Source organism: Holdemania filiformis, from assembly GCF_003459085.1.
Taxonomy (GTDB): domain Bacteria; phylum Bacillota_I; class Bacilli_A; order Erysipelotrichales; family Erysipelotrichaceae; genus Holdemania; species Holdemania filiformis.
On record NZ_QRUP01000001.1, the window covers coordinates 310,038 to 335,853 of the forward strand.

Consider the following 25,816-nt stretch of genomic DNA (forward strand, 5'->3'; position numbering starts at 1 on the left):
AGACTAATCCATCTGTTTGTTTTTATAGACTTCCTGTTCCAGACGCGACAGCCGCTTCAGAATGTCAACCTGATTAAACGAGTTCTGGCCCGCTTCTTCCATGACTTTCTGCCGACTTTCCAGTTCGATGATCCGGGCTTTCAGCGAAGCGTTGGCCCGTTCCTGAGCCATCAGCTTTTCACCCAGTTCGCCGATCTTGCGTTCGTAGATCTGATAATCCTGAATGACCGAATCCAGAAATTCGTCCACCTCCGCCGGGGAATACCCTTTGAAGTCAACGTGAAATTCTTTGTCCAGAATTGTCTGGGGATCTAAGTTCAGCTTGTTTTCCATCGTGTCACAACCTTCCGTCTTCCTTTATTTTCGCAGATCAGGGGTTAAAAAGCAAGTCATATCACAAAACGTTTTTTGACAAACCCCGGTCAGACTTTACGATTTTGTTACGAATCCCGGGTATTCCTAGAAAAACGACGCAATGTTGTATATAATAATGGAAGGTGATGATATGATCGGTTATCCGAATGGAAAGACTGCCGCGCGTTCAGTCAACGCCCAGCCGCTGAAACAGTCGGCCGGCGGCCGCGGGATGTCTTTGGAAAATGATCTGAACAAGACCAATGAATACTACCTGCAGCTGGACAAAGCGGTGATTCACAAGAAACCCACCCCAATCCAGATCGTGCAGGTCGACTATCCCAAGCGCAGCGCCGCCAAAATCACGGAAGCGTACTTCAAGGTACCTTCCACAACGGATTACAACGGCGTCTACCGCGGCAAAGCGATTGACTTTGAGGCGAAGGAAACACGCTCGAAGACTTCCTTTCCCTTCTCCCACATTCATCTGCATCAGATCGAGCATTTGGAGCGGGTGCTGCGGCAGGGAGCGATCGCCTTCGTCATCGTCCGGTTTATCGCCTACGATGAAACCTACTATGTCGATGCCGCCAAGATGATCCGGCAGTATCGTCTGGCCGAACGGAAATCCCTGCCTTATTCCTGGTTTGTGCAGGAAGGGATTCTGATTCCGTATTCGCTGACCCCGCCGGTGCATTACCTGCGGGTGATCGACGAACTATACTTTAAGGAGAAGTGAGCTATGAATACGACGCAGAAACAACCGCCGAAGAAAAAGCCGGCGGCGAAAAAGAAAACGGTCAAAAGAAGAAAAATCAACGCCAAGAATATGGCGACGATCATCGTTTCGGTGATTGTGGTTCTGGGCCTGATCGGCGGCAGCGCCGGGATGGTGATGATCGGCAGCATGATCAAAGACGCGCCGAAGATCGACATCAACAACTTTGAAAGCAAGGAATCGACGCAGATCCTTGATAAGGACGGCAATCTGATCCAGGACATCGGTCAGCAGATCCGCACGAACGTTTCCTATGAGGATATGCCAACGTCCTTAGTCGACGCGTTTGTGGCGGTTGAGGACAGCCGTTACTTTGAACATAACGGCTTTGACCTGCCGCGTTTTGCCAAAGCGTTTCTGACCAACCTGAAAACGCTGAGCTTTTCGCAGGGTGGCTCAACCTTTACGATGCAGTTAGTCAAAAACACCTACTTTACCAACGATGAAACCGGCGAAATGGCGGCCCGCAGCAAGCTGGCCGGCGTCAAGCGTAAGGTTCAGGAAATCTTCCTGGCGATGCAGTTAGAGAAACAGACAAACAAAAAGCGAATTTTCGAGCTGTATCTGAACAAGCTGAATTTCGGCGGCTCGGGCAACATCCGCGGCGTTCAGAAGGCCGCCGAGTATTACTTCGGCAAAGACGTCAGCGAGCTGAACCTCAGCGAGAGCGCGCTGCTGGCCGGGATCATCAACCGGCCGAACGCCTACAATCCGTTTAAAAATCTCGATTACGCGACCGACCGCCGCAACACGGTGCTCAACCTGATGCAGCGGCACGGCTACATCACCAAACAGGAAGCCGAGCTGGCCAAGTCGATCAAAATTGAAGATCAGCTGGTGGACAGCTCTGTCAATAAGGGCAGCACCGACGGCGGCACACCGTACCAGAGCTATGTCGACGCGGTCATCGCCGAAGCGAAAGAGCTGACTGGAATGGATCCGACCGTCGTGCCGATGAAAATCTACACATCGATGGACCCAGAAGTCCAGACGCAGATCGACGACATCCAGGCTGGCAAAACCAACGTGGAATTCCCGGACGACCTGATGGAGATCGCGATCGTGTCGATGAACAACCAGACCGGCGAGATCGTCGGTATCGGCGGCGGACGCAATTACGCCGGTGGCGGCAGCCTGCTGCTCAACCATGCGACCGATCAGTACAAGCAGCCGGGTTCCGCGGTCAAACCGTTCTTATCCTATGCCCTGGCCTTTGAAAACCTCGGCTGGTCCACATCCCACACGGTCACTGACGCGCCGTTTAATTACGCCGGGACGACAAAGGTCGTCAAAAACTTCAACGGCCGCTACTATGGCGATATTCCGCTGGAATACGCCGTCGGCAACTCGCTGAATACTCCGGCGTTAAAGACGCTGCAGGAAGTCATCGACGCGATCGGAAGCAAGAAGGTCGTGCAGTATCTGCAAAACCTCGGCTTCAGCCGCGTCACCCAGGACGAATTCAACGTCGGCTACGCGATCGGCGGCTCCACCTACGAAGCCAGTACGGTTGAAATGGCCGGCGCCCACGCCACGATGATCAACGGCGGCAGCTACATCAAGCCGCACACGATTACCAAGATTGAATTCAAAGACGGCACCTCGCCGGTCGTACCGGATTATTCCGGAACCCAGGTCATCAGCGCCGAATCCGCTTATCTGGCTTCGCATCTGATGTACCAGGCGGTTTATGGTCCGTATTCCAATTACATGCAGATCTTAAAGCGCGGTTATCCGATTTACGGCAAGACCGGCACGACCGACTGGGGCAGCGACGGCTTGAAATTCGGCATTCCGCAGGGCGCGGCCAAGGATAAGTGGATGATCGCGTCCAGCTCGAAATACACCAACGCGGTCTGGGTTGGTTATGAAAAAGGGATTAAAGATAAAAAAACTTACTTTGATTCGCAGAAAAGCAAACTGAACATCCCGGGCAACATCTCCAAGCTGATGCTCGACGTCCTGCATAAAGACGAGGAGAATCCGCCGGCGATCACTCAGCCCGACGGCGTCACCTCGATCACCCATATCAAGGGCCTGTATCCGTACACCGCGGTGCTGGAAGGCATGGACGGCAGCTTCGTGACCACCGGCATGATCAAAAAGGAATTCAACAAGCTTGCCGATCCGCTGCAGGCTTCAGTTCAGGATATCGGCACGTTCGACGCCAGCCTGAGCACCGACGGCAACCTGCATCTGACCTGGGGTGATTACCCGGACGCAAGCAAGCTCACCGTCGCGCCGAACACCAAAAATCTCGGCATTGAAGTCGGCGGCAAGTGGTACGACGCGCCGGACTGTGCGGTCGCGTTCGACTGGACATGGGTCTACGGTCCGATCCGCTACAAAGCGCAGGTTTCCATTCAGGACTTCTCGTTCGACGTAACCAGCGAACAATCCAGCATCGATCAGCACATCGACGTCAAGCCGGGCGACAAGGTCAACGTCTGCGGCTACTACGCGTATGAAAATATGAATTACCGAAGCAATGAGATCTGCAAGGAAATCCAGGTTGAAGACAAGGAGATCCAGCTGACGATCCCGTCCGACAAAGCGACCAAGGCGGAAATTGAAAGCTGGGCCAGCGCCAACGGCGTCACCGTCAGCTTTACGGAAGTTGCCGATGAAGCAAAGAAAGGCACTAACGAAATCATTTCCAACGGCGCCAAGGTCAACGGGACAACGATGACGTTCATGCAGTCGACAATCGGGCAGGCCCGCTTCGCCGTCACGCTGTACGTCGGTCTTGCCTGCGGCGACAACGCGTCCGTCGTCAACGGCGCCTGTGCCTGCAATCAGGGCTATGAGGGCGATCCGATCAAGGGCTGTACGGCAAAGCCGGCGCCAACGCCGGATCCGACCCCGTCTACCGATCCAAGTCCGGACACTTCGCCTTCTCCGGATCCAACGCCTAGCGAGGATACCCAGGATCAAAACGATGAGAACAAGGATTGATTCGGTATTCTTACAAAAGTCTTAATTTCAATCACGGCAGAGGAATTTCAATTCGCTCTGCCGTTTTTATGTTAAAATGAGAACAAGGAGCTGATAACTTGAAAATCGAAGAAGAAATTCAGAAATTAGTCGATGAAGATCAGATTCAGGAAGCCCTGCTGACGCTCGACGCCAACGAAGCCAAGATTCATGATAAAGCCTGGTATTACAGCGAACGCGGCTGGATTCTGGGCATGCTCGAACGCTATCAGGAAGCGTTCTGGAGTTTAAACAAAGCGCTGAGCTTAGGTCAGGACGATGCCGGCATTCTCTCCCAGCTGGGCTGGGTGCTCAACAAAATGGAAATGCACGAATCCGCGCTGGATTACTTGAACCAGGCAGAAAAGAAAGGCCGCGACGACGCCTGGCTGTACCGTGAAAAAGGCTGGACTCTGACACAGCTGGACAAGTTCGAGGAAGCTGTCGGCTACTTTGAGGAAGCGTTGTATTTCGATCAGACCGACGGCTGGTGCCACGCTCAGATCGGCTTTTGTTACAACCGGATGGAACAGCCGGATCAGGCGCTGATCGAATTAAAAAAAGCGCTGACGATGAATTACCGCGATCTGTGGGTGATGAAGGAATATGCCTGGAGCTGTTCGCGCGTCAATCAGTTGGAAGACGAATTGGAGATTCTGCAGGAGCTGATCAAGGACAATCCGAACGATTTGTGGCTGCTCAACGAACTGGGCTTCTGCTGCAACACGCTCGATCATCCGGAACAAGCGCTGCCTTACCTTGAAAAGTCCGTGGCGATCAACGATCAGGATATCTGGAGCCAATGCGAGCTGGCCCGCTGCTACGCGATGCAGGGCAAGCCGGAAGAGGCTCTGCCGCACTTTCTCAAAGCCAAGGAATTAGGCCGCGACGACGCCTGGATCGAGGTACAGATCGGCTATGTCAATGAAGACATGAACAAACCGGAGGACGCAATCCCGCAGTTTGAGCTGGCGCTGCAGAAAGATCCGGACAACATCTCCGCACTGTCGCATTTAGCCTATCAGCTCTCCCAGAAAGGTGATTCCAAGCAAGCCCTGCCGCTGCTGGAAAAAGCCCTGAGCTTAGGTCGCGACGACGCCTGGCTGTATGCCCAGCTGGGCTATGACTATTCAGAGGTCAACGAATATGACAAAGCCGCCGAATATTATGAAAAAGCGGTTGCGTCCCACAACGATCCGTTCTGGGTTAAAACCCAGTTAGGCTGGAATCTCGCGGCCGGAGGGCATAAGGAAGAAGCGCTGGACGTGTATTTCAAGCTGCTGGAAGAACAGCCGGAAAACGGCTGGGTGCTGGCGCAGATCGCCTGGAATCAGGTACGTCTGGACCAACTGGACGCCGCGCGGGAGAATTATGAAAAAGCACTGGCGACCGGCATTAACGAAATCTGGATCTGGAGCGACTGCGCCTGGCTGTATCATCGGATCGGAGCTTATGACAAGGAATTGGAATACTTGCAGAAAGCGATGGAGATGGGGCGCGACGACGACTGGCTGCATTACCGCAAGGCCGACGCCTTCAGCCAGCTGGACCGCTACGATCAGGCGCTGGCCGAGCTGGCGGTCGCCGAGAAAAAAGGCAAGCAGGATATCGAGCTGTATTCGCTAAGAGCCTGGAACTTCGGCCGGCTGCGGCGCAACGAAGACGCGATGGAACAACTGAAAAAAGCCCAGGAACTGGGCCGCGACGATCTGTGGATCGTCAATGAAATCGGCTGGAATGAAATTCAGATGGATCACTATGAAGAAGGCCGCAAGCTTTTCGAGCGGTCAATTGAAATGGATCCGGAAGACGGCTGGGCCCACGCCCAATTAGGCTATGCGCTGAGCCGCCTGAAGCACTTCGACGAAGCGCTGGATGAGATGGAAAAAGCCAAACAGCTGGATTTTGAAGAACCGTGGAATTTACGTGAAAAAGCCTGGATCCTCTCGCAATTAAGTCGCTATGAGGATGAACTGGCCGTATTGGAGAAACTGAATCTTTCGGAAACCGACGACCGCTGGGTCTTGGGCGAAGCGGGCTACTGCCTGAATCAGCTTGACCGCAGCGAGGAAGCGATCGATTATTTAAAGCGGTCGATCGAACTCAAGCCGGATCACGCCTGGACGTATTGTCAGCTGGGGATTTCCTATAAAAATACGAACCAGCTGGAAGCGGCGGAGGCCAGTCTGAAAAAAGGCCTGGAAATGGGCTACGCGGACAGCTGGCCGCACTATCAGCTGGCCATCGTCTACAACCGCATGGAAAAATACGAGGCCGCATTAAAGGAAGTCCCGCTGGGCTTTGATGAAGATGAAAAAGACTGCAGCGATTACCACTGGATGATGGCGCGCAATCTGGGACCGTTGGGCGAACATCGCGAAGCGATCGCGCATCTGCGCAAGGCGAAAGACCATGACGAAGCTGCCTTGTACGAGGAATTCGGCTGGAATTACAGCGAAATGGAACTGTATGACAAGGCTTTGGATTATTATCAGCGGGCCGCGCATCTGCGTGAGGAAAAAAGCGGCTGGCTGCTGGCGCAGTTAGGCTGCACCGAAGACCGGTTAGGCCACCACCCGAAAGCAGACGTCTATTTAAAGGAAGCGCTGGAAAAAGGCTACGACACGCCGTGGTTCCACACGGTCCTGGCCTACCATTACTGGAAAACCGGCAAGCGCGAGGAAGCACTGAAATGGCTGAACAAAGCGAAAGACGAAGGCCGCCATCCGGATTGGATGGATCAGGCGTTCAAAGAGCTGGAAAAGCCGAAAGGCTTCAAGCTGTTCAAGGGCAAATAAGAGTTCATCGCAATCAATCTGCTCGATTTCCAAGTGGACGACACTCTGCCAAAGGAGCATCGATTTATAAAATTGGATTTCACTGAATTCAATCGAAAAGAAAGGCGCGGGTTTTCATCTCCTGCGCCTTTAACGTATTTTTCATTTTGCCGTTGAATTTAAGCTTTGGCTTTGACCGGGGCCGCCTTCTTGGCAGCCAGCTTCTCAGCTTGCTTCTGCTGGGCTTTATACTCGCGGCAGAAAGAAGTAAACGGACAATCCGGACACTGCGGGTTTTTGGCCTTGCAGAAATAGCGGCCGAAGAAAATAAACAGATGGTGCGCATGCGACCATTCCGCTTTCGGCAGCTTGCGCATCAGTTTCTTTTCCACCTCCAGCACGGTATCCTTCGGCGCGGCCAGCCCCAGCCGCTTGGAAACGCGCTCTACATGCGTATCCACCGCGATCGCCGGCATCCCGAAGCACACCGACATAATGACGTTGGCGCTTTTGCGGCCAACTCCCGGCAGACTCGTCAGTTCCTCCATCGTCTGCGGCATCACTCCGCCGAACTGCTCGACGACGCCGCGTGCCAGCCCCTGAATGCTTTTTGCTTTATTATGATATAATCCGATCCGGCGGATACAATCTTCAATGTCTTCCAGCGGTGCTTCCGCCAGTGCCTGAGGCGTCGGATATTTTTCAAACAGCCGCGGCGTAACCTTGTTGACAGACACATCGGTCGTCTGCGCGGACAGCACGACGGCGACCGCCAGTTCAAACGGGTTGCGGTGATTCAGCTCGCAATGCGCGTCGGGAAACATCGCCGTCAGCGCCGCCAGAATCTCATCCACTTTCATGATTTCTTACCTCCCGGCCATCCGGCCCGATCCAGCCTTTTCGCTGCCATTCTGATAAAATCCGCTGCATATACGCGAAATTCAGCTTCTGATACATACTCGCTTCTTTCAGCACTTTGACCAGGACTGACGAATCATACCGGCTGACCCAATCCTGCAGCGTCATCAGCTCATTGGAATTCAGCGGCCGCCCGAACTCGCCTTCAAACAAATCGAACACCGGCTGTTCCATCGCCTTCTGTGATTTCGCCGTGTCCGCGCTGTAAAGTCCGTCCAGGCTGAAGCTGACGGAGGAACGGCCCGCTTTCAATTCCAGATATTTCTTCGCGCACAAGACGCTTAACGCCTGGTCCAGCGCTTCTTTGGTCAGTCCCGTCTTCTGTTCCAACAGCGCCGGCGTGATCGCGATCTGACATGTGTTCAGATATTCGATCATCAGCACGACCAGTCCTTCCTTCTCGGAAAAACCAAACCATTCGTAATGTTCCAGGATCCATTGCAGCCGATTGATATACGGCTGTTTCCACCATGCCTTCATCCTTTACCTCTTTTCATACAACATTAATTTTTCCAGCGTTGCAGCGTCAAGCGCCAGCTCACGGTTCTGGTCCTCAACAATGATCGCCGGACGGTCCTTGACCCAGCCGAATTGAATTGCCGAAGCCGAGATTCCATTTTGTTCTCCGATCGCTAAAGCCTGCGCCGCGTCGATCTGTGCTTCTTCCATCTGCGCCTTGATGTTCAGCTGATCGTCGTACCATACGATCCATTGCCTGGACAGCGAGGTGACGCGCGATATATACGTTACCTCATTGAGCGCGTAGCGGTTGACCAGCTCGCCCGCAGGTGCACGCATCGCTTCCATTAACTGCCGATGCAACCGCAGATCCGCGCTGCGGTCCTTGATGTACGGCCCTTGAACAAAAATCGACCGGCCGATAAACCAGCTTAGAAATAAAACGAAAAGCAGCGCCGCTGACAGCAGCAGCGACCGGACCCGCTTAGAATTCATGGTCTTCACCTCTGTGGTCCTTATTATACCAAATTCAGTTCGCCGAAACAATGAACCTGACCCGTCTTTGCCGCAAAGGTAGAGATTCGCCATGCTTGTTCCAGCGGGACTGAATTTGCAAAACGGAATGAAACATGATATGATGATTGGGCATTTGAGGAGCGTGATGATGTGTTAAAGAAACTGATGATCGGATCGATGGGATTCCTTTTTCTCAGCAGTGCTACGTTGTTTTCTTACCGGGCGCTGGAACCGAAAGCCGCGACAGGCATTGAAGAGAGCTACCTGAACGCCGCCCAGCCGTCCGCCATGCTTCGTTCAGTAGAGCCGTCCGACGATGCGGCGCCTGCGGTCGCTTCAGCTCAGCCGGTCTATGAGCCGGGACTGCATAATATCTATTTCTGCCGGCCGGACAACGATGATTGCGCTTATATCAACGAATATGTCTTCAAGCCGTTAGCGCAGGAGCTGAAAACGACCGCGCTGGACGCGTTTGAATTTTATGATCTGACCAGTCTGGGTGAGAATTATCCGGCGGCCAAGCTCAAGAGCCAATGGGGCTTTGAAAGCTATCCGGCGTTTGTTTCCCTGAGCGTTGCCGATGACGGCACGCAGACCATTAACAACGTCCTCAGCTGGAACAAGGAAGATCCAATCGACGCCCAGAGCCTGAAGCTGTGGATGATCGACAACGGCATTTGGACCGGCGAAATCGAAGATCAGGGAGAATTGATCGAACAACCGGAATAAGTCCTGAAAGTTCAGGGCTTTTCTTTTTTTTCAGCGCTTGTTTTTTTTGTAAGAATAGTCTAAACTTTTGGTGGATGTGCGACTGGCGGATCAGTGGAACAACCACAGGGAGCACAATTCTGAAACAGCCGACCGCCTGGGCCGGGAGACATTCCCGTTGAATTTAGGGAGGAAACTTTATGCAAAAAATCTCACTCAAAGACGATCTTCAACAGAACACCTACCCCGGCCGGGGTATCGTGCTGGGCAAGACGCCGGACGGCCGCAAAGCGGCGGCCGCGTACTTCATCATGGGCCGCAGTGAAAACAGCCGCAACCGCATCTTCGTCACGGACGGACAGGGAATCCGCACGCAGGCTTACGATCCCTCGAAGCTGACCGATCCGTCGCTGATCATTTATGCCCCGGTGCGCGTTCTGGGCAACAAGACAATCGTCACCAACGGCGATCAGACCGATACGATCTACGCCGGCATGGACAGGCAGCTGACGTTTGAACAAGCGCTGCGCAGCCGGGAATTCGAGCCGGACGGACCGAACTTCACGCCGCGGATCTCCGGAATTCTGCATATCGAAAACGGCAAGTTCAACTATGCGCTGTCGATCTTAAAAAGCAGCGACGGCAATCCGCAGTCCTGCCACCGCTACACCTTCGCATACGAAAATCCGCTGGCGGGCGAAGGCCATTTCATCCACACCTACATGCATGACGGAGATCCGCTGCCCAGCTTTGAGGGTGAACCCAAGCGCGTGGAAATCCCGGATTCGCTCGACGCGCTGACCGCGCTGTTGTGGGATAATCTGAATCCGGACAACAAGGTTTCCCTGTTTGTCCGCATGATCGATCTGGAAAGCGGCGAAACGGAAACCCGCATCGTCAACAAGCACGCATAAGCGGCCAATTTTCCCGGCATCGCTTAAAACAAAAGCAAAAGGATGTCTGATTTCCCGGAGAGCGTCTCCGCGGATGAAATCAGGCATCCTTTTTTTGATCATTCCAGCCCGGGTTACTTTCCCCGGTGCTTCGCTTTTCGTTGCTTCTGCTTCAGCGCGAACCGATTTTCTTTTTCCTGCCCGCGTTGCTGCCGAAGCTGCGTTTGACGTTCTGTTTTCAGTTGTTCCTGCTGCAGCTTCAGCGCCTGCTGCGCCTTTGTGCCGATCCCCGTCCGGCGGATCTGCCCGCGGGCCTGGCGCTGGGCACGTTTGGGATTTTCAGCATGCGCTTTGACCGGCGCGGCGACGGCCGGGCTGAAACGCAGCGACGCATAGTTTCTTAAAACGAAGTCATAGACCTCGCCGTCTTTCGGCTCCGCCCCAAACGTTACTTTACAGACGGTCAGTGCTCCCTGCGCCTGCCGTTCAAAAATGCCGACCCAGAAAGGGTCCTCAAAAAAGACGGTCAGACAAATCGAACTTTTGTTCATAACGATTCCTCCTTCATGATAAGTTATGAACAAAGAACGGACGACCCGAAGGAGGGAAGGTTACTTCCATCTTGCGATGGGGCCGGGCTACCTACCGGCTCTGTAAGCGGGATCGCTTACGTTGCGTTTTTATCTTTGCGTTTCATTTTAATGAGTACAGGATTCATAATCCGTGCTTCTTGCGGAAATGCACGGAGATGAGGTACAACGCGGCCAGGATCGCAACAGCTAAAATCAGATAGACCGGCCGGGTAAAGGATATACTCAGGGTTTTGCCGAACAAGCTCAGCCCCAGCATCATGATCAGCTTGGCGGCGATCAGCGTCTTGATGAACTTCTGTTCGTCAAAATCAGATAAACCGAATGCGATGTTGATAAACGAGCTGGGCGTAAACGGCAGCGACACCAGAATAAACAGAACGGCGGCGTTGCGGTCAGCCACCCAGTCAAGCGCTTTCTGAATCGACGCCTTGCGGCTGAACCACGGCATCAGCTTGCGTTTGACAATCCGGCGGAAGAACAGGAAGACGATCAGTGAACCGAGCGTCGTTCCCACCCAGGAATACAAAAAACCTAAAATTGCGCCGTGAGCGCTGATATTGATCGTGACAATCGCCACCAGCGGCAGCGCCGGGATCAACGATTCCACGAAAGCCAGGCAGATCGGCGCCAGCGGCCCCAGATCCTTAAACGCTGAGAGCGCCTCGACCCAGAACTCCACGGTCATGATCCGCTCAAGCCAAAATCGAAGCGTTTCGCTCATGAGCGCTCAGCCAGCTTCACAACAAGCTTTTCGCACCAATTAGCCGAGCGGGCCGACGCTTTCTGCGCGTATTCCTCAAAGGTCATCTCATTGCCTTCCTTGAGCGTGATATCCGACAGAGAGCGAACGACGACAAACGGTACGCCGTAATGCGCGCACACCTGAGCGATCGAGGCCGCCTCCATTTCTGCGCACAGAGCCTGCGGATAGTCGCGCAGAATTCGCTCAACCTGTTCAGGCGTATTGACGAAGCAGTCACCGGAAGCCACCGGCCCGATCCAGACCCGGTCCTGTTCCTGAATCACTTCGCCGGCCGCCTGGATATACCGTTCATCGGCAGAAAAGCAGCACGGATTATCCGGTCCGAAGCCATGATTCCAGCCCGGCACGTTGACGTCGTGATGCGCGATCCGCGTTGAGATGACAACGTCCAGCACTTCCTGATTTTCCAGTAATCCGCCGGCTGTGCCGATGTTGATTACGCCGTCGACATCGAAATGCTCCAATAACAGCGTCGTGCTCATTGCCGCCAGCGTCTTGCCGACGCCGCTTTGGGTAACAACGACCGGCTCGCCTGCCAGTTTCCCGGTATAAAACGAAATCTTCTGCACCGGACAGGCCTGAACCTCGCTCATTCGTTCCAACAGCGCGTCAATCTCTACCTTCATCGCTCCGATAATCGCGATCATACTTTCTTCCTCCCTGCGTAAAACAATTTTTCACCGGGCTGAATACCCGGCTGTGTAAAATCCGTCATGATTTCCACGTCGAAGCCGGCTTCTTCCATCAGCCGGCGCACGGCCAATGGATCGAAGACCGTCTGGACATGATGTTCCTCGCGCAGTCCCTGCGGCGTCCAGAACGCGAAATGCTGGTAAATCCGATCCTCGTCGCTGAGGATCGTCCATTGATACGGCGTATCCCCCAACATTCCTTCTTCAATATATTCCTCGGCGAACTCATTCAGTCGCTCTTGGGTGTGCATATCGAACAACAGCACGCCGCTGTTTTTTAACAAAGCCGCCGCCTTCTGGATAAACTGCGCAACCTGATCGAGCGAAGCCAGATAATTCAGACTGTCGCAATAGCACACGATGGCCTGTACCGGAAGCTTCGTTTCCATTTCCAGCATGTCCATCACGCGGAAGGTAATGGAATCCGGATGCGGTTTGACCTGAGCGGCGGCGATCATAGACGGGGATAAGTCCGTGGCGTCGACGGTGTAGCCGGCTTCGGCTAAGGCGATGGAAATCTCGCTGCTGCCGCACGCCAGCTCCAGCAGCGGGCCGGGCGGACAATAGCGCCGGGTGTAATCCAGCCAGGCGGCCGTCGCTTCCTCGTCCTTCACCAATGCGTCGTAATAGGCCGCAAGACTGTCATAGCTCATGGCTGAACCTCAACCCGCGGCAGATCGCCCCACAGCTTTTCCAGATTATATACCTGGCGTTCTTCTCCGACGAAAACGTGCAGTACGATCTCGTACAAATCGACTAACAGCCACCGGCTGCCCTGACCGCCTTCGACGTTGCGCACGGCATAGCCGGCTTTTTCGGTTTCCTCGATCACATGATCGACAATCGAATCGGCCATCCGTTCATTCTTCGCCGAGGCGATCACAAAGTAATCGGTAAACGGGCTGTGGCCGCGGAAATCCAGCACGACCAGATCTTCCGCCAGCCGCTGATCCGCCGCGTGGACGACTTTCTGCAGTAATTCAGACATTCAATCCCTCCTTGCGTAAATAAGCTTTCTGTTCTTGCTGGATCAGACGGAAACCTTGATCCAGATCTTGCAGGCACACCGCTTTCTGGCGGGTAATATCATAGCCGCGGCCGGGGTCGATCTTATCGGCGATGTAGATGATCTTCGCCAGATCGCTTTTGCCTTCACCGGTCGTGTGCCACGCCACGGCTTCCAGAATTTCCTGATCGTAAAGATACAGCCGGGTTTTCAGCCAAGTCGCCCCGATGTACTGATGCCAGATCTTCCATGCCTGATCCCGGGCCTGCGGCCAGTACACCTCGATCCAGCCGCGCGCCGTTTCTTCATCCAGGCCTTTGGCGAGATCATGAAGCATGCCCGCGACGTAGGCTTTGCGCGGATTCACCCCATGCGCTTTTGCCAGCTCGACCGCCAGCGCACTCATCGTGACGCAGTGCTGATAGCGGCGCGGGTTGCAATACGCCTTCGCAATCTCCTCGACATACAGCCCCGTTTCCAGCATTACCTGCCGGACAGCCTTCGGCACATCCTTAAACGCGCCCTGACGGACGGCTGTGGACGAAGCGGGATGCGAAAAGTTTTCAACATACTGAAATCCCGGCTGCTTAACCGCGATTCCCTGACGGCTGAAGACGGCGAATTGTACGAGCCGGCGCAGTTCGTCGACCGCTTTCCATTGATCGAGATTGGCATATTGATCGTCGCCGATAATCCAGACAAAATCGTACTCCGGATATTGTTTTTTCAGTGTCTTCACCGTCGTGATCGTATAGGAGGGCGTCGGCAGATCTTTTTCAATCAGACAGAGCTTCATTTTGCGATAGGGCCGCAGCGCCTTTTCCATCATTATCACACGCAGCTCAAAGGGCGTCAGTTCCCGATCCTTCAACGGTGTTTTCAGCGACGGGATAAACCAGACCTGATCCAGTCCCAGGCGTTTAAGCGCGGTTTTCGCGATTGCCAGATGACCGTTGTGGATCGGATCGAAGGTTCCTCCCAATAAACCGATTTTCATCGCGGCAGCTCGATCCTGCGGTGTTCGCGGCTTTCGCGGTACAGCACGATCGTTTTGCCAATGATCTGAACGACCTCGGCATGCGCGCCGCTGGCCAGATCCAGAGCGACCTGCCGGACGTCGTCCGGACAGCTCTTTAAGACGTTGAGCTTGACTAATTCATGCGCCTCCAGCGCGTCGGAAAGCGTGTTGATCAGGTTGTAGGAAACTCCTTCCTTGCCGACCTGAAAGATCGGGCGCAGCGTGTTCGCCATCGAACGCAGAGCGCTTTTTTGTTTGTTCGTTAACATTTATATCATTGCCTTTCTGTGTTTGATTTCCAATGTTTGCGGGTGGGTTACACGAATCTGACCGCATGTTCCGCTTAAGGACATCCAGCCGACGCCCGGAATGACGACGTCTTCCTTCACCCCCAGCGGCGTCAGGACGGTGCTCGTCCATTCGGCATACGGCATCCCGTCGGGAATCGGCCGCAGCAGCTCGCCGTAATGCCGCTGCCACAGCTCGTCCGCCTTATCCGCGCGGCCGCGGTGCAGCTCAAGAAGATTACTGCAGTAGAACACGGCCGAGACATGTTCGCAGCTGAGTAAATCGATCCGGCACAAACCGCCCACCGCGAAGCTTTGATCCCCGCGCAGCTGGAAGCCGACCGGTTTGACCGCCTTGGCCGGCAGCACTGTTTTAAGATCTTCTTCTTCCAGGTGCAGCAGCATCGAATTGCGCGGTGTCAAGCCCGGCGTGTCATACACCGTGACGCCGTGGATGTCAAGCGGATTGAAGTCCAGCGTGGTGCCGGGATAACGCGAGCTGGTCAGCTGCGGTTTGTCCATCAGGGCGTTGAGCAGCGTACTCTTGCCAGCGTTGGCCATGCCCATCACGACGACGTCCTTGCCTTTGGCCCATTCGATCGCCCGCAGCACTTCCTCCGGTCCGCCGGGAATATTTTTACCGGTCACGACCAGTCCCTTGACCTGGATGCCCAGCTCTTTCAGCCGGCCGTACACAAACTTCGCCAGCTTCTCGCTGCCCACCGTTTCCGGCAGCAGGTCGCGCTTGGTGCCGACGACGATGACGTCCTTGCCGAACAGATGCCGGTTCATGCCTTCCAGCAAACTTGCTTCAAAATCGAACAGATCAACCACCCACAAAATCAGCGCGTCCATCGCGTGAATCTGCGCCAGAATCCGGTCGGGATCAATCCCTTCCCGCATCGAAAACTGCAGGTCGTCGTAATGGGTCAGCCGGAAACAGCGCTGGCACAGCGCACTGCCCGCCTTGGGCGTATACCCGGCCTCCCGGGGACGGTCGTGCTGCAGCAGCGCGCCGCAGCCCTGGCATCTTTCACTCATCATAGTCTCCCCTTTTCAAGATTTCTTCATGCTCCAACAGACGGTACACCTGATTTTCAACCACCCGGTTCAGCTTGGTCCAGGGAATATCCCGGGTGACTAAGGGCGTCGTTAAGATCGTCGTCAAGCCCATCCGGCTGCCGCCGAGGATATCCGTCAGCAGCTGATCGCCAATCACCGCGCATTGATCCGGCTTCAGGCCGGTATCGCGCAGCACCTTCTTATACGTTCGCTTCAACGGTTTCGTTGAAAAATAATAATACGGCACATCCAGACTCGCCGCAAACCGGCTGACACGTTCCTTGTTGTTATTCGACATGACAACGGCCTGGATGCCGGCGTCCTTGAGTCTATGGACGAATGCTTTGGCTTTGTCGCCGGCGACCTGTTCATCGTGCGCCGCCAGCGTGTTGTCGATATCTAAGATTAAAAGCCGGATCTTCCGCCGCACTAACCAGGCGGGATCCAGATCTTCATAGCTTTTCAGATAAAGCGCAGGCGTGAAATAGTTCAGCAGCATACGGATCCTCCTTATCTTAATGATTATATCAGATTCCGCTGAACAAAGAAACGAAAAAACCGTGGACTTTCGTGCCCTTTTGTCTATCCCTCGCCCGCTTTTTCCGCAGACCGCTCCTGCTTTTTCTGTTCTGACAAAGCAGGCGTTCAAGTGAAGGAATAAAAATTCCATCGTTAGAGAAAGGGATAAAAAAGATCCCGCGAACGGGATCTTAATCAAAGGAACAAGACTTACAGGCCGAGCACCTTGCGGCAGCGCGGACACAGACCTTCCTCATCAGCCTGCTCGGAAATATTCCAGCAGCGCGGGCAGACCGTGCCTTCCGCCTTGACAATTTCTACCTGGCAGACGTCGTACGGTTTCAGCTCGTCGATCGAGAAGCTGACCTTCGAGACAATCAGCCACTGGTGGAACTGATCGCCGCACAGCTCCGCGATCAAGGCGCGGTCCTCGTCGCTGACGTTGACCAGCACTTCCGCCTCCAAAGACTTGCCGATGACCTTCTCCGCGCGGGCTTCCTCCAGCGCTTTAAAGATATCGGAACGGATCTGCATCAGCCGGCCGACCTTAGCCTTTAAGGCTTCGGCGTCCGCAATGTTAAACGGTTCCGCAAACCGGCCCAGATGAATGCTTTCTTCCTCACCCTTAAAGAAGTCGTTGACCTCCTCGGCAGTATGGACAAGAATCGGCGCCCACAGCCGGACTAAGACGTTGACCGCATGGTACAGCACGGTCTGAACCTGACGTCGGCGCGGGGAGTCCTTCTTCTCGATATACAGGATATCCTTCGTGAAATCGAGATAATAAGCCGAGAATTCATTCGTCATCAGGTTTGTCAGCATTGTTGTAACATCGGAGAAGCGGTATTCCTGATAGGCCAGCTGACATTTCGCGTTGGCCTCGTCAAGCAGCGCCAGCATGTACTGATCGAGCTTCGGCAGCTCGCTGACATCAACGAGGTCGGCTTTCGTGAAGTCGTCTTCGTTGTTGATATTCGCCAGTAAGAAGCGGAATGTATTTCTGACCTTGCGGTAGTTTTCGCTGATCTGCTTCAGGATCTCCTCGGACATGCTGCAGTCGGCCTGGTAATCGACGCTGGCTGCCCACAGACGCAGGATATCCGCGCCGTATTTCTTCGTGATTTCACCCGGCGCAACGGCGTTCCACTGCGACTTGCTCATCTTGACGCCCTTGCCGTCCATGACAAAGCCATGGCTTAATACCTGCTTGTACGGCGCCTGGCCATGCACGGCGGTGCCGACGATCAGCGACGAGTTGAACCAGCCGCGGTACTGGTCACTGCCTTCAAAGTACAGGTCGGCCGGATAGCCCAGGCCGCGTTCGATCATCGCGCCGGTATGCGAGGAACCGGAGTCAAACCAGACGTCCATCGTGTCGGTTTCCTTTGTAAATTCACCGTTCGGGGATGCCGGATTCGTGTAGCCTTCCGGAAGCAGCTCCTTCGCGTCCTTCTCAAACCAGATATTGCTTCCATGCTCGCGGAACAGATCGGCGACATGTTCAAAGACTGCCTTTTCCATGATCGGGGTGCCGTCTTCATTGTAGAAGATCGGAATCGGGACGCCCCAGGCGCGCTGGCGGGAAATGCACCAGTCGCCGCGGTCGGCGATCATGTTGTGCATGCGCTGCTGGCCCCACTTCGGAATCCAGTCAACGTTGTCGATCTGCTGAAGCAGCTCGGTGCGGATTTTGTCGATGGAAGCGAACCACTGCGTCGTAGCGCGGAAAATGATCGGCTTTTTCGTCCGCCAGTCATGCGGATAGGAGTGGGTAATCCATTCCAGCTTCAGCAGGGCGCCCAGCTCGTCCAGGCGGTTGGCAACGGTCTTGTTGGCGTCATCGACGTACTGGCCCTTCAGCCAGTCCCCGGCGTCCTCCATCATGCAGCCGTGCTCATCGACGTTGCAGTAAGCCGGCAGGCCGTATTTCTGGCCGACAAAGAAGTCGTCCGCACCGAAGCCCGGAGCCGTATGAACGCAGCCGGTGCCGGCGTCGGCGGTGACATGATCGCCCAGAATGACTAACGATTCACGGTCATAGAGCGGATGCTGGCAGGTGATCATTTCCAGCTCGCGGCCCTTGAAGGTCTTGATGATGTCTTTCTTTTCCAATCCGAACTTGGCCCACAGCGTGTCGACCAGTTCTTCCAATACGATCAGCTTACCCTTTTCGCTGTCCACTAACGCATAGGTCAGCTCCGGATTCAGACAGATCGCCAGGTTGGCCGGGATCGTCCACGGCGTCGTCGTCCAGATCACAAACGAAGTCTCGTTATCGAGGAGGCCCTTGCCGTCCTTCACCGCGAACTTGACGAAGATCGTCGGCGACTTGATGTCCTTGTATTCGATTTCCGCTTCCGCCAAGGCCGATTCGCTGGATGGGGACCAGTAGACCGGCTTTAAGCCTTTATAGATCAGACCGTCCATCGCCATCTGGCCGAAGATCTGGATCTGGTGCGCTTCAAATTCCTTCTTTAACGTGATGTAAGGATGATCGTAGTCGCCGACCACGCCCAGCGCCAGGAAACCAGCCTTCTGCCGTTCAACCTGTTCCAGGGCATAATCATAACAGAGCTTGCGGAATGCCGACAGCTCCATCTTCTTGCGGTCGTAGCCCAGCTTGGTGATCGCCGTTTCAATCGGCAGGCCGTGGGTGTCCCAGCCCGGGATGTACGGCACCTTGTAGCCGGCCATGTAATGCGAGCGCACGATGACATCCTTTAAAATCTTGTTTAACGCGTGGCCCAGATGGATGTCGCCGTTGGCATACGGCGGCCCGTCATGCAGCACGAACGCTTCGCAGCCCTCGCGCTTCGCCAGCATTTTTTCGTAGATGTCCTGTTCTTTCCAGCGGATCTGATAGCCGGGTTCTTTCGTCGGCAGTTTGCCTCTCATCTCGAACTTCGTATTCGGCATCAGCAGTGTGTTTTTGTAATCCATGTCCTCTACCTCCTCAACAATAAAAAAGCGCCCTTAGAAAAGGACGCAGTTCTGCGCGGTACCACCTTTGTTCATCCTTCCGCCCGCAGGGGAAGAATGCGCTTCTCTCATAACGCCGAGCCGCGGTCTTTCCTACTCATTTCAAAAAGACAGCTCGCAGGTGATGTCCTGTCCACCCGGGGTTCTGCGTTTCACCAACCCGCAGACTCTCTGCACTCCCGTTGCCGTGGAACCGGCGCGTCCTGCATCAAAGCTTTTCCTGATTCAGCCATTCCGATTTCGGAACCGGCGGAATTTCAAACTGATCCAGCATCCCCATCAGCGAGGACAGCTGTTCCTGCATATCGCCCTTCATCTCCGTCGCCTCCGACGCGATGCGCGAGAGGTCGTTCAGGATGATCCGGGCGGTCGTCAGCGCTTCGCTCACAATCGCGTCCGCGTTGTTCTGCGCGGTTTCGATGATCGTGTTGGCTTCCTTGAGGGCCAGGCGCGCGATATCGTCGGCCGCCTTTTCCTTCACAGTCAGTTCGCTGACCAACGTTTGATAACGCTGACGGATCACCGCCAGCTGCTCGTTGGCGGATTGGATCTGACGGCTGGTCAGATCCAGCTGTTTTTTCAGAGAATCAATTTCCCGGACATACCGGTCAACCGCGTCGTCGACGGCAAAGCGGTCGTATCCGTTTTTCATCACTCGGAATTTCGGCGTTCCCGGTTCCAAAGAAATCCCTCCTTTTAAACATACTGTTCGAATTCAGCGACGATCCGGTCGCTGCGGGTCTGACCGCGCTGGCCTTTCAGCACAAAACGCCCGTACCCGCGCACGGAAATCGTGTCTTCATTATGACACAGAAAGTCGCATTCATCAAGAATTTTGTGATTCACCGACACTCTCTGCGCCCGGATCAAATCCTGCGCCTTCGCCCGTGACATCCGGCATAATCCCGCGATCACGCAGTCCAGCCGCAGCGCCGTGACGATCACCGTCAGCGCCTGCTTCTTTACGACCGGCTCATACATCATCGACGAGCGTTCCAGACGGATCGACAGCTTATGAATCCGCGTCAGATTCATACAGACGTAATCCGCCAGCTCTTCGCTGGTGTAGATCACAATCCGGCCCGGCTCAACCCACAGATCCCCAAATTGCGAGCGGTCGAGATCCAGGTTCATCAGCGCGCCTAAAACATCGGGATGCTTTACCTGCACAAATTTATCCGAAATCCGCGCGGTCAAACAGACAATGTCGCTGACGCACGCGTCTTCCTCCGGAGCCAGGATCAGCTTTTTCCGCTCCGCCTCCGCACAGCCGCCATCCCAGCGGTACGCCAGATCCCACGGCAGAAACGGTTTTAGCGCTTCCTGTTGGGAAGGCGAAAGAAAACAGGAGCGCACCGGCTTGCGGCGCGTCCTGCACTGATCAATCCAGTCTTCCAGCCGGGCCTGCAGCGCGGCTTCGTCCGACTCCGAAAAATGCGGGGTCCGCACTATTCCTCATTGCTGTCCAGGGTGATTTCCCCATGAACGGCAATGGACTTCGGCGTGCACAAAATGACGTTGTGGCCGATCTTCTGAATCGTTCCGTCCAGCGCGAACACAACGCCCGTTAAAAAGTCGATCGTGCGCTGCGCGTATTCCCGCTGCAGCCGGTGCAGATTGACAACGGCGGCGCGTCTTTCCTTCAGATGCTTCGCAACTTCCTCGGCTTCGTCGAACGAGCGCGGCTCAAACAAAACCATTTTCGTATCCGAAGCGAGCTTGGTTACGCCTTTCGTCTGCGGCTGTTCATATTTGACGGGAACGGCGATCTCGTCTTCTTCTACTTCCAGTTCTTCCTCATCGTAATCATCGTCGACCGGAGCGATGAAATTCTTCATTTTATCTAATACTCCCATGGTTTGCACCTTCCTTTAATTCTCGTTCATTATATCATAAATCTGCGCAAGGGAATACCGAGTTCACAGAAATGAAAGGATTTCAACCGCCTTTTTCACACGAATTTTAGCGAAAAAGAACGAAATTCCGGCTTCTGTTTTCCAAAGCTTTCCAGCCGTTTACTCCTTCCCCTTTCCGCTCTTGGTCCGCGGATGGATCAGGATCACATCTTCACCGACGCTGACAACCTGGTCCAGGCAGACGATGATCCGCGCCGGCGGAAATAAAAACGCAAACAACGAACGAAGTAAGCCGGTATTCCTGCCGACGAGAAACGATTGAACCTGGTAGTTGGTCAGCGATACGTCCAAATCTTCGACGCGGCCGATCAGGGTGCCGTCCTGAACATTGACGACCTGTTTGTCCTGCAGTTCACTGAATTTCATAGTTATCACCTGTTTTCAGTGTATGCCGCCGGCGGATTTTTGTGCAAACGATCGAATCGACTCTAAAAAAATCGAAAAGGGTCAGAAATTCTTTTTCAGACATTGCAGCGCGCTTTTTTCCAGACGCGACACCTGGGCCTGGGAAATTCCCAGTTCGGAGGCGATTTCTGTCTGTGTCTGGCCTTGATAGTAGCGCTTATTGATAATCTGAGCTTCCTTATCGCTTAAATGCTTCATGCTTTCCTTCAGCGCGATCAGACTGGAAAGCTTGCCGATCTCATCGTGATCGTCCTTGATCTGATCCAACAGATACAGCGTATCGCCGTCGTCGTTATAAATCGGTTCAAAGATGCTGACGACGCTCTGCAGCGATTCCAAACTTTCCGCGATGTCTTTTTCCTTGACGCCCATGATTTCCGCCAGCTCCGCCAGCGAAGGCTCACGCTGATTCGCGTGGATGAACGCTTCCTTTTCCTTCAGCACCTTGTACGCCAGATCCTTCAGATGCCGCGAGACCCGGATCATCTGATTGTCCCGCAGATAGCGCTTAATCTCGCCGATGATCATCGGGACGGCGTAGGTTGAAAAGCGGACTTCATGGGAAAGATCGAAATTATCAATCGCCTTGATCAGTCCGATGCAGCCGATCTGAAACAGATCGTCCATATTTTCCGTGCGGTGCGCAAAGCGCTGAACAATCGACAGAACAAGCTTGAGATTGCCGTTGATCAGCTTCTCCTTGGCCGACAAATCGCCGCTTTGCAGCTGAATGAACAGCTCCGTCATCTGCTGACTCTTTAAAACCGGCAGCGTCGCCGTGTTGACGCCGCAGATCTCTACTTTATATTTACCCATTGACCCGGACCCTCCTGATGTGCGTAATGGAAGTTTTCCCGGGCCGCAGGGGAATATTCCCGCATTCCTCTGGCACTCTTTGGAAGAAAAGGGATGGTCAACCGGCTGGAAATTCGGTACAATAGAGCACAGAATGAGATCAGGAGGGACATCATGGGTTTTACAATCAGACAAGCGCAGCCGGAAGACTGCGCGACGATCGGCCGGTTCATCCGGCTGATTGCGGAATATGAAAAAATGAGCGACGAGGTCGTCTGGGACGACGCTACGCTTTACGACCAGCTGTTCGTCGAACACCGGGCGGAAGTGCTGTTAGGCGAGGAAGACGGTCAGGTCGTCGGCTTTGCTTTGTATTTTCACAACTTCTCAACGTTCGTCGGCCGGAAAGGATTATATCTGGAAGATTTGTACGTCCTGCAGGAAAAACGCGGCCGCGGTTACGGCAAGGCGTTCTTCAAGCGGCTGGCGGAGATTGCCGTCGAACGCCGCTGCGGCCGGATGGAATGGGTATGCCTCAACTGGAACGCTCCGTCGATTGCCTTTTATCAAAGCCTGGGGGCGGAAGGCCTGACGGAATGGACGACCTGGCGGCTAAGCGAAGACAAGATCCGTCAGCTGGCTGGATTGTAACCTGAGAAATTCCAATTTTCATCCACTGGCACAACGAACGAAAACAGTTCGCTGAAACATAGAAAAAAGAACGGGACTTTGATTTCAGAGTTCCGTTCCTTTCTTGTTATTCAGGCTCAGGACCGAAGCTGCGGCAAGGCTCGCCGCAGCCAGGCTTCTTAACGGCTAAGATCGATCCGCTCGACCTGCAGCTTCTGATCCTGAATTGTCAATATCATCATCGTCAGTTCCAGATTAAACCGCTTTCGACCGCAGCTGCCGGGATTCAGCCAGCGCACCGTGTTAAGCTGCTCGTCGCAAAGCTGGTGGGAATGACCAAAAATCTTCAGATCCGCCCGCATGCAGTCCAGCGAACGGCGGTTATGCGCCAGCGCAATCTGCAGCCCCCCGCAGACAAACTCGCTCACCGTCGGCAGCCGTTCAAAAAAAGGATCCTCGTCATTGTTGCCCTGCACACCGCGCAGCGGTTTCAGCGCATTCAGCGCTTCCCAGATTTCCGGTTCGCAGAAATCGCCCGCATGCCAGATTTCATCACAAGTTTTTAACAGTTCGATCACCTGCGGACGCAGGACGTTGTGCGTATCCGAGATCAAACCTATTCTCATTGCCGCTCATCCTCCCTTGTGTCCCTTATTATACGACAAACCCAAAAAAACCGCAGCGAATCCAGCTTTGTTTGCGGATTTCTGCGGTTTTTTACCATTTATTCGACGGCGGTTTCCTTCGCCTTGTTCGCCTTGATAACCTTCAGGCGGGAGAATTCCTCACGGTCTTTTTCTTCCAGCGATTCCGTGATGAATTTCACGGTCGCTTCCAGATTCGGGATACTGATGTTCTTCAGCGCGTTAGCTCGCTTCTGCGTTTTGCGGATCGCGTTGGCCAGCCGGTACACGCTGTTGTCGACCTCCGCCAGGATGATCGTCAGTTCCTTGACGCGGTGAAACTGCAGATACGCTTCATCGACACGGGAGTTCGTGCCTTCAAAGCCATACTCCATTTTCGTTTCCGACGGTTCGATGCTGACGGACGGCACCTCGACGCCCATGACCGAGCGGTAGGTGACATGCACGCCGGTTTCGACATGCACGCTCGCGGCGATATCGGAGATGATGCCGGTCGAGACGTTGGCCTGCTGCAGAAGATAATACGCCGTCGCATAGCTCTGGGTAATCTCATCACGCAGCATTTTAACTTTATCGACTAACTGCATCATTTCGCGGATCAGCACGTTCCGTTTGCGGTCCAGCAGATCATAGCCCATCCGGGCCAGCGCCAGCGACTTTTTGGAAGCGATCAGGTTGCCCTTGGTCGGGAATACCTTGTTTTCCATAAGCCTACTCCTGACCGCTTAGATTCAGCATCCGCGCGGCCCGCTTCGGATCGTAATTTTCCTTGATGACTTCCGGATCCAGACGGTCCAGCGCTTCGATCGGCAGCGTGGACAACAACGCCCAGCCCAGATCGAGCGTTTCGTTGATCGAACGCTTGGAATCAAAGCCCTGACCGACGAAGATCTTCTCAAACAGCCGGCCGAACGCCATGTATTTCTTATCCATATCCGACAGCTCATCCTCACCGATAACCGAAGCCAGCGAGCGCGCATCCTGCACCTTGGCGTAGCAGGCGAACAGCTGGTTGGACACATCGGCATGATCCTTGCGGGTGAAGCCGTCGCCGATGCCGTCCTTCATCAAACGGGACAAGGAAGCCAACACGCCGATCGGCGGATAAATTCCCGTCTGGTGCAGCGAACGATCCAGCACGATCTGTCCCTCAGTAATATAGCCGGTTAAGTCTGGAATCGGATGGGTGATGTCGTCGTTGGGCATCGTCAGAATCGGAATCTGGGTGACTGAGCCTTCCACGCCCTCGACGATCCCTGCTCTTTCATACAGCGAAGCCAGATCGGAGTATAGATATCCCGGATATCCCTTACGGCCCGGAATCTCACCCTTGGAACTGGACACTTCCCGCAAAGCCTCGCAATACGAGGTCATATCCGTTAAGATGACCAGAATATGCATATTCTTTTCAAACGCCAGATATTCCGCGGCCGTCAAAGCACAGCGCGGAGTCAGCGTCCGTTCGATAATCGGGTCGTTGGACAGGTTGATGAACATGACGACCTTTTCCATGACGCCGGTTTCCTCAAAGCTGCGCTTGAAGTAATCGGCGACGTCGTTCTTGACGCCCATCGCGCCGAACACGATGCCGAAGTTCTTTCCGTCGCCCTCGGCCAGCTGTGCCTGCCGGACGATCTGAACGGCCAGCTTGTCATGCGGCATACCGGAACCGGAGAAAATCGGCAGCTTCTGCCCGCGGATCAGCGTGTTTAAACCGTCGATGGCGGAGATTCCGGTATTGATATAATTCCGCGGATATTTCCGGGCAACGGGATTGAGCGGCTGACCGTTAATGTCCAGACGCTTCTCCGCGTACACCTCGCCCAAACCGTCGATCGGCTCGCCGGCGCCGTTGAAGATCCGGCCCAGAATTTCCTGGGATACCGCCAGCTCCATCGGATGGCCTAACAGCCGGGTCTTGTTATTGGTCTTGGATAATCCGGTCGTACCTTCAAACACCTGGATAATCGCGCGCCGGCCTTCGATCTGAACGACGCGGCCATTGCGCACAGAGCCGTTTTCCAGCTCGATTTCAACCATTTCTTCATTGCTGACATTCTTGACGTTGTCCAGGGCAACAAGAGAACCGTTGATTTCATTCAAACCCATTAATTGAACGCTCATCTGTTTT

General features: G+C 54.3%; 28 protein-coding genes and 1 riboswitch. Of the genes, 6 read left to right on the plus strand and 22 right to left on the minus strand.

Features of this window, described 5'->3' with window-relative positions; translation table 11 throughout:
• Positions 1–3: 3 nt before the first annotated feature.
• On the minus strand, positions 4–333 hold the full coding sequence (locus DWY25_RS01570; protein WP_072683558.1) for a DivIVA domain-containing protein: 330 nt from the start codon (positions 331–333) through the stop codon (positions 4–6).
• A gap of 172 nt (positions 334–505) precedes the next feature.
• Between DWY25_RS01570 and recU the strand changes: the two genes are divergently transcribed.
• The 3 genes from recU to DWY25_RS01585 all read left to right on the plus strand — a co-directional run bounded on the left by recU (position 506) and on the right by DWY25_RS01585 (position 6,903).
• Positions 506–1,093: a Holliday junction resolvase RecU gene (recU, locus tag DWY25_RS01575; RefSeq protein ID WP_117892813.1), complete on the plus strand. Its 588-nt coding sequence runs from the start codon at positions 506–508 to the stop codon at positions 1,091–1,093.
• 3 nt (positions 1,094–1,096) lie between these two features.
• Entirely contained in the window at positions 1,097–4,087 is a 2,991-nt protein-coding gene (locus DWY25_RS01580; protein ID WP_117892816.1) for a transglycosylase domain-containing protein, read from the plus strand.
• Positions 4,088–4,185: 98 nt separating this feature from the next.
• Complete coding sequence (locus DWY25_RS01585; protein ID WP_117892819.1) at positions 4,186–6,903, plus strand: tetratricopeptide repeat protein; 2,718 nt, start codon at positions 4,186–4,188, stop codon at positions 6,901–6,903.
• A gap of 158 nt (positions 6,904–7,061) precedes the next feature.
• Here the strand turns inward: DWY25_RS01585 and nth are convergent, their stop codons facing one another.
• From nth to DWY25_RS01600, 3 genes are read right to left on the minus strand one after another with little or no spacing between them, the layout of a single operon-like run.
• Positions 7,062–7,742, minus strand: coding sequence for an endonuclease III (gene nth / locus DWY25_RS01590; protein ID WP_117892822.1), 681 nt, complete (start codon positions 7,740–7,742; stop codon positions 7,062–7,064).
• The gene (locus tag DWY25_RS01595; RefSeq protein WP_006060841.1) at positions 7,729–8,280 is read right to left on the minus strand and encodes a DnaD domain protein; all 552 of its coding nucleotides are present in this window, start codon (positions 8,278–8,280) and stop codon (positions 7,729–7,731) included. Before DWY25_RS01595 ends, nth begins: the two co-directional genes overlap by 14 nt.
• Positions 8,281–8,283: 3 nt before the next feature.
• Positions 8,284–8,754 carry a hypothetical protein gene (locus DWY25_RS01600; protein WP_117892825.1) on the minus strand — a complete coding sequence of 157 codons (471 nt, stop codon included), beginning with the start codon at positions 8,752–8,754 and terminating at the stop codon, positions 8,284–8,286.
• A gap of 171 nt (positions 8,755–8,925) precedes the next feature.
• On the opposite strand from DWY25_RS01600, the gene DWY25_RS01605 reads away from it, so the two are divergent.
• Together DWY25_RS01605 and DWY25_RS01610 are read left to right on the plus strand one after the other, a co-directional pair.
• On the plus strand, positions 8,926–9,504 hold the full coding sequence (locus tag DWY25_RS01605; RefSeq protein WP_039865159.1) for a hypothetical protein: 579 nt from the start codon (positions 8,926–8,928) through the stop codon (positions 9,502–9,504).
• 68 nt (positions 9,505–9,572) lie between these two features.
• Positions 9,573–9,653: riboswitch (ZMP/ZTP riboswitch) on the plus strand.
• A 30-nt stretch (positions 9,654–9,683) separates the two neighbouring features.
• Complete coding sequence (locus DWY25_RS01610; RefSeq protein ID WP_006060838.1) at positions 9,684–10,397, plus strand: IMP cyclohydrolase; 714 nt, start codon at positions 9,684–9,686, stop codon at positions 10,395–10,397.
• A gap of 113 nt (positions 10,398–10,510) precedes the next feature.
• Here DWY25_RS01610 and DWY25_RS01615 read toward each other — a convergent pair whose 3' ends face one another.
• The 15 genes from DWY25_RS01615 to sigG form a co-directional block, all read right to left on the minus strand.
• Positions 10,511–10,927 carry a YjdF family protein gene (locus DWY25_RS01615; protein WP_117892828.1) on the minus strand — a complete coding sequence of 139 codons (417 nt, stop codon included), beginning with the start codon at positions 10,925–10,927 and terminating at the stop codon, positions 10,511–10,513.
• 163 nt (positions 10,928–11,090) lie between these two features.
• On the minus strand, positions 11,091–11,690 hold the full coding sequence (locus DWY25_RS01620; protein ID WP_117892831.1) for a TVP38/TMEM64 family protein: 600 nt from the start codon (positions 11,688–11,690) through the stop codon (positions 11,091–11,093).
• The gene (locus DWY25_RS01625; RefSeq protein ID WP_117892834.1) at positions 11,687–12,379 is read right to left on the minus strand and encodes a 5'-methylthioadenosine/adenosylhomocysteine nucleosidase; all 693 of its coding nucleotides are present in this window, start codon (positions 12,377–12,379) and stop codon (positions 11,687–11,689) included. Before DWY25_RS01625 ends, DWY25_RS01620 begins: the two co-directional genes overlap by 4 nt.
• Entirely contained in the window at positions 12,376–13,077 is a 702-nt protein-coding gene (locus tag DWY25_RS01630; protein WP_117892837.1) for a class I SAM-dependent DNA methyltransferase, read from the minus strand. The genes DWY25_RS01625 and DWY25_RS01630 overlap by 4 nt, the downstream gene beginning before the upstream one ends.
• Positions 13,074–13,412 (minus strand): ribosome silencing factor, encoded by a 339-nt coding sequence (gene rsfS / locus DWY25_RS01635; RefSeq protein WP_117892839.1) that lies wholly within the window; start codon positions 13,410–13,412, stop codon positions 13,074–13,076. Before rsfS ends, DWY25_RS01630 begins: the two co-directional genes overlap by 4 nt.
• A complete protein-coding gene (gene nadD, locus DWY25_RS01640) occupies positions 13,405–14,427 on the minus strand; it encodes a nicotinate (nicotinamide) nucleotide adenylyltransferase (RefSeq protein WP_117892842.1) in 1,023 nt (340 codons plus the stop codon). The genes rsfS and nadD overlap by 8 nt, the downstream gene beginning before the upstream one ends.
• Positions 14,424–14,717, minus strand: a complete 294-nt coding sequence (yhbY, locus tag DWY25_RS01645; RefSeq protein WP_117892845.1) for a ribosome assembly RNA-binding protein YhbY — start codon at positions 14,715–14,717, stop codon at positions 14,424–14,426. Before yhbY ends, nadD begins: the two co-directional genes overlap by 4 nt.
• The gene (locus tag DWY25_RS01650) at positions 14,718–15,776 is read right to left on the minus strand and encodes a GTPase (RefSeq protein ID WP_244925904.1); all 1,059 of its coding nucleotides are present in this window, start codon (positions 15,774–15,776) and stop codon (positions 14,718–14,720) included.
• Positions 15,769–16,296 (minus strand): YqeG family HAD IIIA-type phosphatase, encoded by a 528-nt coding sequence (locus tag DWY25_RS01655; protein ID WP_006060829.1) that lies wholly within the window; start codon positions 16,294–16,296, stop codon positions 15,769–15,771. Before DWY25_RS01655 ends, DWY25_RS01650 begins: the two co-directional genes overlap by 8 nt.
• 230 nt (positions 16,297–16,526) lie before the next feature.
• Positions 16,527–19,256, minus strand: coding sequence for an isoleucine--tRNA ligase (gene ileS, locus DWY25_RS01660; protein WP_117892850.1), 2,730 nt, complete (start codon positions 19,254–19,256; stop codon positions 16,527–16,529).
• Between the two features lie 247 nt (positions 19,257–19,503).
• On the minus strand, positions 19,504–19,977 hold the full coding sequence (locus tag DWY25_RS01665; protein ID WP_050767002.1) for a DivIVA domain-containing protein: 474 nt from the start codon (positions 19,975–19,977) through the stop codon (positions 19,504–19,506).
• A 14-nt stretch (positions 19,978–19,991) separates the two neighbouring features.
• Positions 19,992–20,744, minus strand: coding sequence for a YlmH family RNA-binding protein (locus DWY25_RS01670; RefSeq protein WP_117892852.1), 753 nt, complete (start codon positions 20,742–20,744; stop codon positions 19,992–19,994).
• Complete coding sequence (locus DWY25_RS01675; protein ID WP_117892855.1) at positions 20,744–21,151, minus strand: cell division protein SepF; 408 nt, start codon at positions 21,149–21,151, stop codon at positions 20,744–20,746. The genes DWY25_RS01670 and DWY25_RS01675 overlap by 1 nt, the downstream gene beginning before the upstream one ends.
• Before the next feature lie 159 nt (positions 21,152–21,310).
• The gene (locus DWY25_RS01680) at positions 21,311–21,577 is read right to left on the minus strand and encodes a PRC-barrel domain-containing protein (protein WP_117892860.1); all 267 of its coding nucleotides are present in this window, start codon (positions 21,575–21,577) and stop codon (positions 21,311–21,313) included.
• A gap of 81 nt (positions 21,578–21,658) precedes the next feature.
• Positions 21,659–22,432, minus strand: a complete 774-nt coding sequence (gene sigG, locus DWY25_RS01685) for an RNA polymerase sporulation sigma factor SigG (RefSeq protein WP_117892863.1) — start codon at positions 22,430–22,432, stop codon at positions 21,659–21,661.
• Positions 22,433–22,585: 153 nt separating this feature from the next.
• Here sigG and DWY25_RS01690 point away from each other — a divergent pair, with 153 nt between their 5' ends.
• Positions 22,586–23,062 (plus strand): GNAT family N-acetyltransferase, encoded by a 477-nt coding sequence (locus DWY25_RS01690; protein ID WP_244925905.1) that lies wholly within the window; start codon positions 22,586–22,588, stop codon positions 23,060–23,062.
• A gap of 158 nt (positions 23,063–23,220) precedes the next feature.
• Here the strand turns inward: DWY25_RS01690 and DWY25_RS01695 are convergent, their stop codons facing one another.
• From DWY25_RS01695 to DWY25_RS01705, 3 genes are all read right to left on the minus strand, one after another.
• Positions 23,221–23,667, minus strand: coding sequence for a metallophosphoesterase family protein (locus tag DWY25_RS01695; RefSeq protein ID WP_117892869.1), 447 nt, complete (start codon positions 23,665–23,667; stop codon positions 23,221–23,223).
• A gap of 98 nt (positions 23,668–23,765) precedes the next feature.
• Positions 23,766–24,392 carry a V-type ATP synthase subunit D gene (locus tag DWY25_RS01700; protein WP_006060818.1) on the minus strand — a complete coding sequence of 209 codons (627 nt, stop codon included), beginning with the start codon at positions 24,390–24,392 and terminating at the stop codon, positions 23,766–23,768.
• 4 nt (positions 24,393–24,396) lie between these two features.
• Complete coding sequence (locus DWY25_RS01705; protein WP_117892872.1) at positions 24,397–25,809, minus strand: V-type ATP synthase subunit B; 1,413 nt, start codon at positions 25,807–25,809, stop codon at positions 24,397–24,399.
• Positions 25,810–25,816 lie beyond the last annotated feature (7 nt).